This window comes from Exiguobacterium artemiae 255-15 (genome assembly GCF_000019905.1).
GTDB lineage: Bacteria > Bacillota > Bacilli > Exiguobacteriales > Exiguobacteriaceae > Exiguobacterium_A > Exiguobacterium_A artemiae.
In genome coordinates this window covers 92708-107026 of sequence record NC_010556.1, presented here as the reverse complement: position 1 = coordinate 107026, position 14319 = coordinate 92708, and the positions used below count along the sequence as shown (strand labels likewise).

Here is a 14319-nt window from a genome sequence, read left to right as displayed (position 1 = left end):
AATAATTTCCTGCCCTGCGACAATGAAAATTGGCATGACCTCTTTTTTGTTCCCGGAATGACCGGAACACCTCACGCACCCGGATCAAAAAAAGCGGATTCCACGACTGCATCGTGAATCCGCTTTTCCGTTTTCATCATGAATCTGAATTTTTGCGCCGCCGGATTTCTTCGAGCCGTTCAATGACATCAGCCGGCATATCGATTGTCGAACGTGGTTTTTGACTCGTTTTTGACGTAATGGTCTGTCCGCGGATCACGGCGACCGCCGCCTTCCAGTCCCGGCGCAGTTCCTGTGCTGAAACCCGTAAGGCACCGAGTGTGAAGATGACCCATTGTTCGGTGAAATCGTTTGTTGCGACCGTCAGTTTAACCCGGATATCCTGTAACCATTCCGCTGCTGTTTTTTCAATCCATTCATCCGCCGTTTCGTTTTCCCGTGTGTAAATGACTTCGATACCGCTTTTCTTAATTCGGGATTCCCGTCCCGGTTGCAGATAGGCATCAAAGACGATCGTCACACTGATTCCCGTCACGGCTTGGTACTCGGCCATCGCATCGACCAATCGTTCCCGTGCTAATTCAAAATCCTGCTCCCGCAATGTCCGGAACTCCGGCCATGCGCCAATGATATTGTAGCCATCAACGATCAGACGGTCGTATTTCATCGCGAATACGGCTTTCTTGTCCGGTAGACCTCATATAACAACAATGAGGCGGCAACGGATGCGTTGAGTGACGTGACGTGTCCTGCCATCGGGAGATGGACGAGGAAATCGCATTTTTCGCGGACAAGCCGACTCATGCCTTTTCCTTCGCTACCGATGACGATTCCAAGCGGCATCGTTCCGTCGAGCGTCCGGTAGTCATCACTCTCGCGGGCATCCGTTCCGACGAACCAGATTCCTTTTTTCTTTAAATCTTCCATCGTCCGTGTCAGGTTCGTGACACGCACGACCGGGATGTGCTCGATGGCCCCTGTCGAAGCTTTCGCGACGACTTGCGTCAATCCGACAGACCGGCGTTTCGGAATGATGATTCCGTGGGCCCCGACAGCATCTGCCGTCCGGAGAATCGATCCGAGATTATGCGGGTCTTCGAGTTCATCGAGTAAAATCATCAATGGCGTCTCGTCTTTCTTTTCTGCAAGAGCAAAAATATCATCGAGTTCTGCATACTCGTAAGCCGCGACGGCCGCGACGACACCCTGGTGGTTGTCACTTCCCGTCAGACCATGTAATTTGGAACGTGGAACGATCTGTGTCTGGACTCCTGCCTCTTTCGCCATCGCATGGATGACGGCAAGTGGTCCTTTCTGCTGTCCTTCCTGAATGAAGAGCTTGTTCATCTCCCGACCTGACCGCAATGCTTCGAGAACAGGGTTCCGTCCGTACAGGAAGTCTTGTCCTTCCGCGAGCGGTTCAATCACGACCTCTTCCTGTTTGGTTTCAACCTTCTTCTGTTTCGGCTTTTCGCTATGCGGCTTATCTTTTTGTTTTCGTGCCGGCTGGAACGATTTATTTTCCGTCCGTTGCTTCGGCTTCGAGTAATTCGAACGCTTGTCCGATGAGTTCTTCAAGACGATCCCCTCCTTCTGCAAGATAGATATATCCAAGCAATGCCTCAAACGCCGTAGCATAACGGTACGTATGAACGTCCGTACTTTTCGGGACAGAACCGGATTTGGCGTTCTTCCCGCGCCGGACGACGGCTTGCTCTTCTTCTGTTAACGTATTTTCATTTAACCAGTGGGTCACGACGAACGCTTGGGCCTGGGCACGGACATACCGGATGGCTGCCTGATGCAGCTCACCCGGTTTGACGAACCCCTTTTCAAGCAACCGTTCCCGGACATGCATTTCGTAGACGACATCGCCCATGTAAGCGAGTGCCAGTGCATTTAATTGTTTGTAGTTCTTCATCCGCGCTTCCACCGCATCCCTTGTGCTGTATCCTCAAGCAAGATGCCTTGGTCGCGCAATTGATCACGGATTGCATCCGCCCGGGCGAAGTCGCGTTCTTTTCGTGCTGTGTCACGATCACGGATCAGCTGTTCCACTTCTTCGTCGAGCAACCCTTTTTCAATCGTCAGGGTCACACCGAGAACCGTCGACAATTCTTGGAAGACTGCCAAGAAACGTTCCAGGACTTCTTTTGCAACTTGATCTTCCCCAAGATAGAGGTTCGCTTCCTTCGACAGGTCAAACAGATCAGTCACGGCATTTGCCGTATTGAAATCATCATCCATCGATGTGACGAAATGCTGTTTGATTTCTTCAATCCGGTTCAACCATTTTTCTGTTGCCGTTCCGAGGTCAGCTGTCATCGTCAGACGATGTTCAACGTTTGCGACCGATTCGCGGATTCGTGCCAACCCGTTTGCCGCCTGATCAATCAGGTCACGGCTGTAGTTGATTGGATGACGGTACTGGACCGACAGCATGAAGAAACGCAAGACCATCGGATCGACTGCTTGAATCGCTTCGTGGACCGTCAGGAAGTTACCGAGTGATTTGGACATCTTTTCATTTTCGATGTTAAGGAATCCGTTATGCATCCAGTAGTTCGCAAACTTTTGGGAATTGCAGGCTTCCGATTGGGCAATCTCGTTTTCATGGTGCGGGAATTTAAGATCCTGTCCGCCGGCATGAATATCAATCGTATCTCCGAGATATTTTTTCGCCATCGCCGAGCACTCGATGTGCCAACCGGGACGTCCTTCTCCCCATGGACTCGTCCATGCCGGTTCACCCGGTTTTGCCGCTTTCCATAAGACGAAATCAAGCGGATCTTCTTTTTTCTCACCGACCTCAATCCGGGCCCCTGAACGGAGTTCGTCAATCGACTGTTGGCTCAATTGACCGTAATCTTTAAAGCTGCGTGTCCGGAAGTACACATCTCCGCTTGACGCGTAAGCATTTCCTTTTTTGACGAGTACTTCGATGAAGGCGATGATATCGTCCATCGTTTCCGTGACGAGCGGATGAATATCCGCTTTTTGGACATTTAACGCCCCTGTATCCGCGTGATAGGCTTCGATGAATCGTTTTGTCAGTGCGTGGTAATCTTCTCCGAGCTCATTTGCTGTCCGGATGATTTTATCGTCAACATCCGTGAAGTTCGAGACATACTTGACGTCGTAGCCCCGGTACGTAAAGTAGCGGCGGACTGTATCGAAGACGATGGCCGGACGGGCATTTCCGATATGGATGTAGTTATAGACAGTCGGTCCACAGACGTACATCTTGACCTTTCCTTCTTCAAGCGGTTTAAACGGTTCCTTTTTTCCGGTCATGCTGTTGTAAAGTTGTATCATGGCGGTGTCCTCCTTTTATTCGTTCAATCTCATATTTTAATTGTTCAAGTTCCAGTTCAACCCGTTCCTGGCATTCACGAACCGGATCGGGTAATTGATGATCAAGCGGTGCATCGACCTTGATACCGTCCTGTATCACGACACGTCCGGGAATACCGACAACGGTCGCATTGGACGGTACGTCTTTTAAAACGACGGAGCTTGCACCAATCTTCGACGAATCACCAATCGTGATATCACCGAGTACGCGTGCTCCGGCGGATACGAGGACACCATTTCCGAGTGTCGGATGCCGTTTGCCCGTTTCTTTCCCTGTTCCCCCGAGTGTCACACCTTGGAACAACGTGACATCGTCGCCGATAATCGCTGTTTCGCCGATGACGACGCCCATACCGTGATCAATGAAGAAACGACGTCCGATCGTCGCACCGGGATGAATTTCGATTCCTGTCAGGAACCGACTGAATTGCGATAGCATTCGGGCGGCGAGATGCAGATTCATTTTCCACATACGGTGGGCTAACCGGTGCATCCAGACAGCGTGTAACCCCGGATAAGTCAAGACGACTTCTATCGTACTCCGGGCTGCCGGATCCTGTTTAAATACATTGCGGATATCTTCACGCATCCGTGTCATGTTTGTTCTCCTCTCCATAAGAAAAAGCGCCTCCGTGCATCGCTGCACAGAGACGCCAATCAGCGCGGTCCCACTCTGTTTGGATGAACGAATCATCCCTCTCCGGTCCGTTAACGCCGGAGATACGTCTACGCCTACTCTCACTGATTTCGGGTAGCACTCAGAGGGGCATTTCGAGAGCGCGTCCGTTCAAGCTTTCTCACCACTCAAGCTCGTCTCTGTACAACGGACATCGTTCCTACTTTCCTCATCTACGCTTTATTTTATGCGTCCAGACGCGCAAGTACGCGATCTTTTCCTAATAATTGAATCGTGTTCGGAAGCTCTGGTCCGTGTGTTTGTCCGGTCGTTGCGACACGGATTGGCATGAACAGATTTTTTCCTTTTTGTCCGGTTGCTTTTTGAGTGGCTTTGATCGCCCCTTTGATCGCTTCCGGTGTCCATTCTTCAAGTGTCCGCAATTGGCTTGCGAATTCACTTAAGACAGCAGGAACAGTTTCTCCTGCCAAGACAGTGTTTGCTTCTTCATCATACACCAGTTCATCCTCAAAGAACATCTCTGAAAGCTCGACGATTTCCGCACCGTGCGTCATCTGTTCCCGGTATAATCCGACCAGGTTTTGTGCCCAGACAAGCTCTTCTTCCGTCGGTTCGCTTGAAACGCGTCCCGCGTCCTGCAGGAACGGCAGACTTGCTTCGAATACTTCTTCGAACGATTGGTGTTTCATGTATTGACCATTGATCCAGGCCAGTTTTTGTTGATCAAAGACAGCCGGACTTTTCGAAAGACGGGATGCATCGAAAATCTCGATGAACTCTTCTTTCGTGAAAATTTCCTGTTCGCCGACCGGTGACCAGCCAAGCAACGTCACGAAGTTGAGTAACGCTTCCGGTAAGTAACCGAGATCTTTATACTGCTCGATGTATTGAATGATCGACTGATCACGTTTCGACAGCTTTTTGTGTTCTTCGTTGACGATGAGCGTCATGTGACCGAACGTTGGATACTCCCAGCCGAACGCATCGTAAATCATCATCTGCTTCGGTGTGTTCGAGATATGGTCGTCTCCGCGAAGGACGTGGCTGATCGCCATCAGGTGGTCATCCACGACAACCGCAAAGTTATACGTCGGGATGCCGTCTTTTTTGACGATGACCCAGTCGCCGAAGTCTTTGGATTCGAACGAAACATCTTCTTTGACGATATCGTTCCATGTGTAGGTGACGCTTTCCGGTACACGGATTCGAATCGACGGTGTCCGACCTTCAGCCACGAACGCTTCTTCCTGTTCCTGCGTCAAGTTCCGGTGAGCACCTGAGTAACGTGGTGCTTCGCCGCGGGCAATTTGTGCTTCCCGTTCTGCTTCAAGCTCTTCCGATGTCATGTAGCACCGGTAAGCCAATCCTTTTTCAAGTAACTCGTCGGTATACTTTTTGTATAGATCGAGTCGCTCCATTTGGAAATAAGGACCGTACTCGCCGCCGCGACCTGGACCTTCATCCCAGTCGATGCCGAGCCATTCGAGGTACTTCATCTGACTTTCCACACCACCGTCGATGTTTCGTTTCTGATCCGTATCCTCAATCCGTAAAATCATCTTGCCGCCTGCATGTCGTGCAAACAGGTAGTTAAATAATGCTGTTCGTGCATTCCCAATATGAAGGTGTCCCGTTGGACTTGGTGCATAACGTACACGTACTTCTGCCATTACCGATCCACTCCTTTAGTCTAAAATTCGCTTACCTAGTATACCTTATTCTTCGATTCGTTTCAGCAAAATCACAGCCTGACATGCGATTCCTTCTTCACGTCCCGTAAAGCCGAGCCATTCCGTCGTCGTAGCCTTGACGTTGATCTGTTCGATATCCGCTTCCAGCAGCTCCGCGATCCGTGCCCGCATCGTATCGATGTAAGGACGTAACTTCGGTGCTTGTGCAATGACGGTCGCATCTAAATTCCCCAGCTCATAGCCTTGTGCTTTGACTAAAGCATAGACGTGTTGTAACAACTTTGCCGAATCAGCATCTTTAAATTCCGGATCCGTATCGGGGAAGTGTTTCCCGATATCCCCGGCTGCGATGGCACCGAGTGCCGCGTCCGCAATCGTATGTAACAAGACGTCGGCATCTGAGTGCCCGAGTAATCCCTTCGTATGCGGAATCTCGATTCCACCTAAAATCAGTTTGCGATCCTCTGCAAAGGCATGTACATCAAATCCTTGTCCAATTCGAATCATCATCATTTCCCCCGTTTCGTTAAAATAGCTTCTCCAAACAATAAATCGTCCGGTGTCGTCACTTTAATGTTCTCGTATTGTCCGGTAACCCAAGTCACCGTTCCTCCGTCCCATTCTATCAAACTTGCGTCATCCGTACCTAAAAATTCCGTTGCCGCTTTGGCATGGATGCTTCGGATCGTCTCTAGCTTAAAGGCTTGCGGTGTTTGAGCAGCCATTAATTGCTCCCGAGGAACCGTCTCGACAATCGTGTCGCCGTCAATCCGTTTGACGGTATCCTTAATCGGTACACCTAAAATTGCAGCGCCGGTCCGTTCCGCTGCTTCGACGACCTGCTGAATCGATGCAATCGTCACGAATGGTCGTGCCCCGTCATGAATCAACACGATTCCGGGCTCCGTCAACGCTTCCAGACCACGCTGGACGCTTTCCTGGCGTTCACGTCCGCCCGGGACAAGACGGATTGGTGTCTTATAGGGTGTTGTAATGCCTTCGAACCAGGACTGCTCGGCTGGATTGATCGCGAGAATGATTTCAAGACAAGCCGGATCCTGCTCAAAAACGTCAAGTGTCCACTCGATGATGGAACGATTTCGTAACGTCAGCATCAACTTGTTCCGATCGGCCCCCATCCGTTTCCCTGCGCCGGCAGCCGGAATGACGATCCGGTATGTGTGCTCTTTCATGTAGTTCCCTCTTTTCTCATAAGTAAAGACTGCCAAAATAGATTTGGCAGTCCGCTGGTTATTTTTCTTGTGGTTTCGCAAAAATCATTCGTCCGGCAGACGTCTGTAACACACTGGTCACGACAACACCAACCGTTTTTGAAATCAAGTGTTTTCCTTCTTCGACGACGACCATCGTGCCATCCTCCAGATACGCAATTCCTTGTTTTTGTTCTTTTCCTTCTTTAATCACAAGGACTGTCATCTCTTCACCGGGAATGACGACCTGTTTGACGGCGTTCGCCAAATCATTGATGTTCAAGACCGGTACGTTCCGCACTTCGCAGACTTTATTTAAGTTGTAGTCGTTCGTGACGACGATGCCTTTCATCAGCTCAGCCAGTTTAATCAACTTGATGTCGACTTCCGGAACATCCTCAAAGTCTCCGTCATAAATCTCGACTTCCATGCCGGGAATCGATTGGAGTTCTTTAAGAACATCAAGCCCGCGGCGACCACGGTTTCGCTTCAACGTATCCGATGAATCCGCAATATACTGCAACTCGCCGATTACGAATTGCGGGACAATCAGTTTGCCTTCGACGAATCCGGTTTTCGCGATATCGGTAATCCGGCCATCGATGATGACACTCGTATCCAGGACTTTACTGTTCGACTTTGCGACAACGACGGGCTCAGCCGCTTTTTTCTCCGACTGATTGTTACTGTTACGCAAGAAGACTTTCGTCAGTTCGTGACGTTTCCGGTACCCGACCGTAAATCCGAGGTATCCGAACAAAACTGCGACAATCACAGTCAACACATTACTGAGTAATGGAATACCGACCAGTTCAATCAGCATACTGACAAGAAAAGCCATGACAAGGCCAACCAATAAGCCGAATGTGCCGAAAAATAAATCGGCGACCGGTGCTTTCACTAACTTTTCTTCTAAAAACCGGAGAAGTCGAATCACAGAATCCGTAATGAATAATCCAATTAATAAAAATATGAGTGCACCAATCGTTCCTGTTACGTATGTGGTCATCAACCATTCCGGGAAAGCCATCTTCGTCGCTGCTTCAATCAGTTGAAATAATTGAGGAAGCAACAAGATACCAAGCGCAAGACCTAATAACGCAAAAAAGATCCTGATGACGATTTTCAATCTTCCCACCTCCTTTTATTATTTTAAGTTCATTGTAACATGTATTTATTTGAATCACCTACGCCTTAGGATGGGGAAACTGTTTACATGTCTGTTACATCTTCCCCATCTTTTGCCGTAGTTGAAACCGCTTAAAACGGAATTGTTTCCCGCAATGCTTCATCGACACTTTCGACGCCGATGACCGTGATGCCGGGCGGATACGTCCATCCACCGAGGTTGTTCTTCGGAATGATCGCACGTGTGAAGCCAAGCTTCGCCGCTTCCGCGACACGCTGTTCAATCCGTGAGACGCGTCGGACTTCACCGGTCAATCCGACTTCACCGATAACAACATCCGTCGGTCGTGTCGGCTTATCGCGGAAACTCGAAGCGACCGCCACACAAATCGCTAAATCGATTGCTGGTTCATCGAGTTTGACGCCACCCGCTGCCTTGAGATAGGCATCTTGTGTCTGCAGCAACAAGCCCGATCGTTTTTCCAAAACAGCCATCAGTAACGCGACTTTATTTTGATCGATCCCCGTTGCCATGCGACGCGGGTTCCCGAACGAGGTCGGCGAAATCAAGGCTTGCAGTTCCACCAATACCGTCCGCGTCCCTTCCATCGAAGCGACAATTGTTGAACCGGATACACCGGACGTCCGTTCTTCGAGGAAAATCTCCGACGGATTCAAGACTTCTTCAAGACCCGATTCGCGCATTTCAAAAATCCCGATTTCATTCGTCGAACCGAATCGGTTTTTAACAGCCCGCAAAATCCGGAACGTGTGATGGCGCTCTCCTTCGAAGTACAAAACGGCATCCACCATATGCTCAAGCAGACGAGGTCCGGCAATCGATCCTTGTTTCGTCACGTGACCGACGATGAAGATGGCGATTCCACGACTTTTGGCGATTTTCATCAGCATCGCCGTACATTCCCGGACTTGCGTCACACTACCCGGAGCTGATTGGATTTCATCAATATAGACGGTTTGAATCGAATCGATGATCAAAAAGGCCGGGTTTTCTTCATCGACGACACGCTCAATCATATTCATATCCGTCTCACTTAAGACAAACAGATCCTGCGTCGGTAACCCGAGTCGTTCCGCCCGTAATTTCGTTTGCTTAAGCGATTCCTCACCCGATATATACAGAACCTTCTCCCCGCGTGCGGCGAGACGTGCGCTCGTCTGAAGTAAAATCGTCGACTTCCCGATTCCCGGGTCTCCTCCGACAAGGACCATTGAACCGGGGACGATTCCACCACCGAGGACCCGGTCAAATTCACCGCTGCCGGTGAAGACACGACTTTCCTCCTGGGACAGGATATTCGATAAACGTTCCGGTTTTAATTGTTTAGTCGTCGTATGCACAAAAGCGGAACCCCGCCGTGCTTTTTTCTCTTCAACGACTTCTTCAACCATCGTGTTCCATTCGCCACAGCCGGAGCAACGGCCCATCCATTTCGGAGATTCCGTTCCACAACTCTGGCAGACAAATTTCGTCTTTATTTTAGCCAAGCGATTCATCCTTTCTTTTTATCAAGAAAAAAATCCAGCTTTCGCCTCATACTTGCGAAAGCTGGACCCTGTTGATCAATTATTCGGTCGTTGCTGGTTCAGCTTGATGACGGCGGACGATGAATTCACCATCTTCGACATCAAGTGCCACCCGCTCACCTTTTTGAATATCGCCTGCGAGCAATGCTTCTGACAAGCGGTCTTCTGCTTCCCGTTGAAGGGCCCGACGGATTGGACGGGCTCCGTATTCCGGATCATATCCGATATCCGCGATTTTCGAGAGCGCAGCCGGCGTCAACTCGAAATGAACCTGTTGTTCTGCAAGGCGTTTCTCAAGCGTTTTCGCCATGAGTTTTACGATTTCTTCGATGTGTTTCTTCTCAAGTGAGTGGAAGACGATTGTTTCGTCAATCCGGTTCAAGAATTCAGGACGGAAGGCGCGTTTCAACTCTTCCATAACTTTACCCTTCATGTCTTTGTACTCACGATCCGTATCATCGGAGACCGCAAAACCAACATATTTATTGCGTTTAAGAGCACTTGCTCCGACGTTTGACGTCATGACGATGATTGTATTACGGAAGTCGACAGTCCGACCTTTTGAATCCGTTAAGCGACCGTCGTCAAGCACTTGAAGTAAGATGTTGAAGACTTCAGGGTGTGCTTTCTCGATTTCATCAAGCAGGATGACGGAATATGGTTTCCGGCGTACTTTCTCAGTTAACTGACCGCCTTCTTCATATCCGACGTATCCCGGAGGAGAACCGACAAGGCGACTTGTCGCATGTTTCTCCATGTACTCGGACATATCGATCCGGATGATCGCATCTTCGTCACCGAACATCGCTTCTGCGACAGCCCGGGCAAGTTCCGTTTTACCGACACCGGTTGGTCCAAGGAAGATGAATGAACCAATCGGACGTTTCGGATCTTTTAAGCCGGCACGTGCACGACGGATGGCTTTTGAAATCGATTTAACGGCTTCGTTTTGACCGATGACACGTCCATGAAGAATTTCTTCGAGGCGAAGCAGACGATCTGTCTCTTCTTCCGCGATCTTCGTGACCGGAACACCTGTCCAGTTGGCGACGACTTGGGCGATATCGTCTTTTGTCACTTCCAGTTTCTCGTTGCCTTGCTTGTTCTGCCATTCTTCTTTTAAGCGTTCCAATTCATCTCGTAATTTTTGTTCTGTATCACGGAGACTGGCTGCTTTTTCGAATTCCTGGCTTTGAACGGCTTCATCTTTATCTTTGCGAATACCTTCAAGCTTCGCTTCGACTTCTTTTAAGTTCGGTGGTGCTGTATAAGAACGTAAACGGACTTTTGAAGCCGCTTCGTCAATCAAGTCGATTGCTTTATCCGGTAGGAAACGATCTGAAATGTAACGGTCCGAGAGTGTAACGGCTTCTTGGATCGCTTCATCCGTGATTGTCACACGGTGGTGCGCTTCATAACGGTCACGCAGACCGAACAAGATTTGTGTCGCTTCATCCGTTGTCGGTTCAGCTACTTGAATCGGTTGGAAACGACGTTCGAGTGCCGCATCTTTTTCGATGTATTTCCGGTACTCATCGAGTGTTGTCGCTCCGATACACTGGAGTTCTCCGCGGGCAAGTGACGGCTTCAAGATATTCGAAGCATCGATTGCACCTTCTGCTCCACCGGCACCAATCAATGTGTGCAATTCATCGATGAAGAGAATGATGTTTCCAGCCTGACGAATCTCATCCATGACTTTTTTCAAACGGTCTTCGAACTCACCACGGTATTTTGTTCCAGCGACGAGTGTCCCCATATCGAGAACCATGACACGTTTATTCCGTAATGTCTCCGGCACTTCATTATTGATGATTTGTTGGGCAAGACCTTCAACGACGGCTGTTTTACCGACACCGGGTTCTCCGATCAAGACCGGGTTGTTTTTCGTCCGGCGGCTTAAGACTTCAATGACACGTTGAATTTCTTTTGAACGACCGATGACCGGATCAAGACGTGTTTCCCGTGCTTGTTGCGTTAAGTCGCGTGCCAGACCATCAAGTGTCGGTGTTGCGACGCCAGATCCTGCTTGTGACGCATTCGCTGTCGTTTCGCTGTTGCCAAGCAATTGAAGTACTTGCTGACGTGCTTTCGAGAGGCTGATGCCAAGGTTGTTTAATACACGTGCTGCCACGCCTTCTCCTTCACGGATCAAACCAAGTAGAAGGTGTTCTGTTCCGACATACGAATGACCGAGTTTACGGGCCTCATCCATCGAAAGCTCGATGACTTTTTTGGCACGTGGTGTATAGTGAATCGTTGTCGCACCGTCTTGACCGCGACCGATTAAAGCTTCAACTTCCATTTGAATCTTATCTGAACTGAGTCCGAGTGCTGTTAAGGCTTTCGCCGCAATCCCGTCTCCTTCACGTACAAGTCCGAGTAAAATGTGTTCTGTTCCGATATTATGGTGACCAAGACGTACCGCTTCTTCTTGAGCAAGTGCGAGTACGCGTTGAGCACGTTCTGTGAATCGTCCAAACATCATTACGCAAAACCTCCTTGTGTGTGATCCCTGTTTGTCTGTTCGGTTAACATCTGACGAATGATGGTCGCTCGCTCGATGTCCCGTTCTCTTGATGTTAATTGTTTCCCGAAATGCTTTTGTAGAAAACCTGTTTGTAGCGATACAAGCAAATGATGGAACAAGTTCGGCGGAAGTTCGACCTCCAAACCGAGACTGTCCGCTAACCGGACATCGGATAAACGTTCCGTTGCTTCACGGGCCGTAATCAGTCGGGCCGATCGTAAAATTCCGGATGACCGGTAAAGCCGGTCTTCTAGTTCTTCTTGATACGTCTCCAATAATCCTTTTCTTGCTGCTTGTTCTGCTTCAATTAATGCTTCAACGGCAAATTGATAATCCGTAATCAACATGTCTTCACTGGCACCAAGCGTCCGTTGGTTCGACAATTGGAACATCCGGCCGGAAGCATCGCTTCCTTCACCGTAACGCCCACGAATCGCAAAACCGAGCTGCCGCAAGTGTTTAATGTACCCTTGGATTTGATTCGTCAGGACAAGTCCCGGTAAATGCAACATGACTGAAGCCCGCAGACCTGTTCCGACGTTGCTCGGACAGGTCGTCAAATAACCAAGCGTATCATCAAAAGCAATCTTAAAGCGTTCACTGATTAAACGATCGACCTGCTTCGCAACCCGAAATGCTTCTTCCAGCTGTAAACCCGGTAAAAGCGTTTGAATGCGGAAATGATCCTCTTCATTGACCATGACACTGATCTGTTCATCTTCACTTATAAAAAGTCCAGTCCGTGGATGTGTCGCCAGCGCCGGACTAATTAAATGCTTTTCTACTAAAGCAGTCCGGGTTAAAGCATCGACTTGGTCAACCCGTCCAAATTGAAAACCTTTCAACCCCGATAGTTGACGCTCAGTTTCATTGATTAACGCATTTGCCTGATCTTCTGTCATTCTTGTCGAAAATGGATAGTGGGCTACATTACGTGCTAACCGAATTCTGGTTGAAACGACAATATCATCGTAAGGTGCCTGCTGATCCATTTTTTGACTGAGAGGTTGCGTCAAGAGTTCTTCAAACATGGCGCAAATCCTCCTCCACATTTACAATTTGTTGTTTGATGATTTCTGCTTCTTCATAGTCTTCCGATAAGATTTTCCGATTCAACTGTTCCCTGAGTCGACTCAACTGCTGGACCAAACGTTTTTCGACCGACTCTTCTTCAGGACGTGAACCGTAATGTTTCGTATGACCGTGTTGAAACTGACGAATCATCCCGTCGACTTCTTCTTTAAAAAACGAATAGCATGTTGCACAACCAACTTTTCGTAAATGTAAAAGTTGTTGACGTGTCATCCCACATGAAGGACAAGCGGTTTCTTGATAGGCTTTTGCCAATTCTTTTACACAAACCGAACAAAGGATTTGTTCGGTTCCTTCTTGATCTTGTGGAAGTTTGACACGGACGACAGCTTCCCGTTCACCACACCGCTGACAACGCATACACATTCCTCCCGTGTCACAGTCGTTTAATGGTTTGCAAGACGGTTTGCATCAAATGAGCCCGCATCCGACGTTGATCTTCAAGTGCCATTGGTAGACTTTCCTTCTGTAGCAACGATTGAATCAAAATCGCTTCCCGTCGTGTCAAAAGTTGCTCATTGATTAAACGAACTAGATAGTCTTCTGCCGCTTGTTCGGTCAAATCGTTTCCAACCCACCGACTAATTTCGTCTAACAGATCATGACTATCTAAAATGACAATCTTTTGAATGCGGATATACCCACCGCCACCACGTTTACTCTCGACAAAGTAACCTTTTTCAATCGTGAAACGCGTGTTGATGACATAATTGATTTGTGAGGGTACACAATCAAATCGTTCTGCAATTTCCTGGCGTTTGATTTCGATTTTTTTCTCATCATGTAAAATCTGCTTTAAATAGGCTTCGATGATATCTGTGATGTTTTGCATGGGCACCACCTCTCTGACCATCTTTGACTATTGTTTGATTTAATAGTAATCATCTTAAAAGTGAAATGCAAACATTTAGCTTTTTAGGGTACACAAAAAGACCGACCTGCAAAATGCAGATCGGTCTTTTACTGGCCTGGCAACGTCCTATCCTCACAGGGGGAAGCCCCCAACTACTTTCGGCGTTCAAGTGCTTAACTTCCGTGTTCGGCATGGGAACGGGTGTGACCACTTGGCTATCGTCACCAGACGACGGGCTCGCGCCCTCAAAACTGAAGTCATCAACAATGCATCTG

General features: G+C 48.8%; 14 protein-coding genes, 1 rRNA gene and 1 other annotated feature. All 15 genes read right to left on the bottom strand.

Features of this window, described 5'->3' with window-relative positions:
- Window positions 1–136 precede the first annotated feature (136 nt).
- Window positions 137–667, bottom strand: coding sequence for an NYN domain-containing protein (locus tag EXIG_RS00580; protein ID WP_012368991.1), 531 nt, complete (start codon window positions 665–667; stop codon window positions 137–139).
- Window positions 664–1428 (bottom strand): 23S rRNA (guanosine(2251)-2'-O)-methyltransferase RlmB, encoded by a 765-nt coding sequence (rlmB, locus tag EXIG_RS00575; protein ID WP_012368990.1) that lies wholly within the window; start codon window positions 1426–1428, stop codon window positions 664–666. Before rlmB ends, EXIG_RS00580 begins: the two co-directional genes overlap by 4 nt.
- A gap of 88 nt (window positions 1429–1516) precedes the next feature.
- Window positions 1517–1921 (bottom strand): Mini-ribonuclease 3, encoded by a 405-nt coding sequence (locus tag EXIG_RS00570; protein WP_012368989.1) that lies wholly within the window; start codon window positions 1919–1921, stop codon window positions 1517–1519.
- Window positions 1918–3315, bottom strand: a complete 1398-nt coding sequence (gene cysS / locus EXIG_RS00565; RefSeq protein WP_012368988.1) for a cysteine--tRNA ligase — start codon at window positions 3313–3315, stop codon at window positions 1918–1920. The genes EXIG_RS00570 and cysS overlap by 4 nt, the downstream gene beginning before the upstream one ends.
- Window positions 3269–3952: a serine O-acetyltransferase gene (cysE, locus tag EXIG_RS00560; RefSeq protein ID WP_012368987.1), complete on the bottom strand. Its 684-nt coding sequence runs from the start codon at window positions 3950–3952 to the stop codon at window positions 3269–3271. The genes cysS and cysE overlap by 47 nt, the downstream gene beginning before the upstream one ends.
- Window positions 3953–3997: 45 nt before the next feature.
- Window positions 3998–4215, bottom strand: a binding site (T-box leader).
- Window positions 4216–5661: a glutamate--tRNA ligase gene (gene gltX, locus EXIG_RS00555; RefSeq protein ID WP_012368986.1), complete on the bottom strand. Its 1446-nt coding sequence runs from the start codon at window positions 5659–5661 to the stop codon at window positions 4216–4218.
- A 45-nt stretch (window positions 5662–5706) separates the two neighbouring features.
- Window positions 5707–6189, bottom strand: coding sequence for a 2-C-methyl-D-erythritol 2,4-cyclodiphosphate synthase (gene ispF / locus EXIG_RS00550; protein ID WP_041261398.1), 483 nt, complete (start codon window positions 6187–6189; stop codon window positions 5707–5709).
- 2 nt (window positions 6190–6191) lie between these two features.
- Window positions 6192–6875, bottom strand: coding sequence for a 2-C-methyl-D-erythritol 4-phosphate cytidylyltransferase (gene ispD / locus EXIG_RS00545; RefSeq protein ID WP_012368984.1), 684 nt, complete (start codon window positions 6873–6875; stop codon window positions 6192–6194).
- A gap of 58 nt (window positions 6876–6933) precedes the next feature.
- Complete coding sequence (locus tag EXIG_RS00540) at window positions 6934–8022, bottom strand: PIN/TRAM domain-containing protein (protein WP_012368983.1); 1089 nt, start codon at window positions 8020–8022, stop codon at window positions 6934–6936.
- Between the two features lie 131 nt (window positions 8023–8153).
- Window positions 8154–9530, bottom strand: coding sequence for a DNA repair protein RadA (gene radA / locus EXIG_RS00535; protein WP_234944553.1), 1377 nt, complete (start codon window positions 9528–9530; stop codon window positions 8154–8156).
- Window positions 9531–9609: 79 nt separating this feature from the next.
- Window positions 9610–12057: an ATP-dependent protease ATP-binding subunit ClpC gene (gene clpC, locus EXIG_RS00530; RefSeq protein ID WP_012368981.1), complete on the bottom strand. Its 2448-nt coding sequence runs from the start codon at window positions 12055–12057 to the stop codon at window positions 9610–9612.
- Window positions 12057–13130 carry an ATP--guanido phosphotransferase gene (locus EXIG_RS00525; RefSeq protein ID WP_012368980.1) on the bottom strand — a complete coding sequence of 358 codons (1074 nt, stop codon included), beginning with the start codon at window positions 13128–13130 and terminating at the stop codon, window positions 12057–12059. Before EXIG_RS00525 ends, clpC begins: the two co-directional genes overlap by 1 nt.
- Window positions 13123–13551, bottom strand: coding sequence for a hypothetical protein (locus EXIG_RS00520; protein WP_012368979.1), 429 nt, complete (start codon window positions 13549–13551; stop codon window positions 13123–13125). The genes EXIG_RS00525 and EXIG_RS00520 overlap by 8 nt, the downstream gene beginning before the upstream one ends.
- Before the next feature lie 16 nt (window positions 13552–13567).
- Window positions 13568–14023 (bottom strand): CtsR family transcriptional regulator, encoded by a 456-nt coding sequence (locus EXIG_RS00515; RefSeq protein WP_012368978.1) that lies wholly within the window; start codon window positions 14021–14023, stop codon window positions 13568–13570.
- 134 nt (window positions 14024–14157) lie between these two features.
- Window positions 14158–14273, bottom strand: a 5S ribosomal RNA gene (rrf, locus tag EXIG_RS00510).
- Window positions 14274–14319 lie beyond the last annotated feature (46 nt).

Bases quoted from the DNA above. Each gene is read 5' to 3' on its own strand.
- EXIG_RS00580 (WP_012368991.1), bottom strand. From the start codon at position 667: ATGAAATACGACCGTCTGATCGTTGATGGCTACAATATCATTGGCGCA.
- EXIG_RS00570 (WP_012368989.1), bottom strand. From the start codon at position 1,921: ATGAAGAACTACAAACAATTAAATGCACTGGCACTCGCTTACATGGGC.
- cysS (WP_012368988.1), bottom strand. From the start codon at position 3,315: ATGATACAACTTTACAACAGCATGACCGGAAAAAAGGAACCGTTTAAA.
- cysE (WP_012368987.1), bottom strand. From the start codon at position 3,952: ATGACACGGATGCGTGAAGATATCCGCAATGTATTTAAACAGGATCCG.
- gltX (WP_012368986.1), bottom strand. From the start codon at position 5,661: ATGGCAGAAGTACGTGTACGTTATGCACCAAGTCCAACGGGACACCTT.
- ispF (WP_041261398.1), bottom strand. From the start codon at position 6,189: ATGATTCGAATTGGACAAGGATTTGATGTACATGCCTTTGCAGAGGAT.
- ispD (WP_012368984.1), bottom strand. From the start codon at position 6,875: ATGAAAGAGCACACATACCGGATCGTCATTCCGGCTGCCGGCGCAGGG.
- clpC (WP_012368981.1), bottom strand. From the start codon at position 12,057: ATGATGTTTGGACGATTCACAGAACGTGCTCAACGCGTACTCGCACTT.
- EXIG_RS00525 (WP_012368980.1), bottom strand. From the start codon at position 13,130: ATGTTTGAAGAACTCTTGACGCAACCTCTCAGTCAAAAAATGGATCAG.
- EXIG_RS00520 (WP_012368979.1), bottom strand. From the start codon at position 13,551: ATGCGTTGTCAGCGGTGTGGTGAACGGGAAGCTGTCGTCCGTGTCAAA.
- EXIG_RS00515 (WP_012368978.1), bottom strand. From the start codon at position 14,023: ATGCAAAACATCACAGATATCATCGAAGCCTATTTAAAGCAGATTTTA.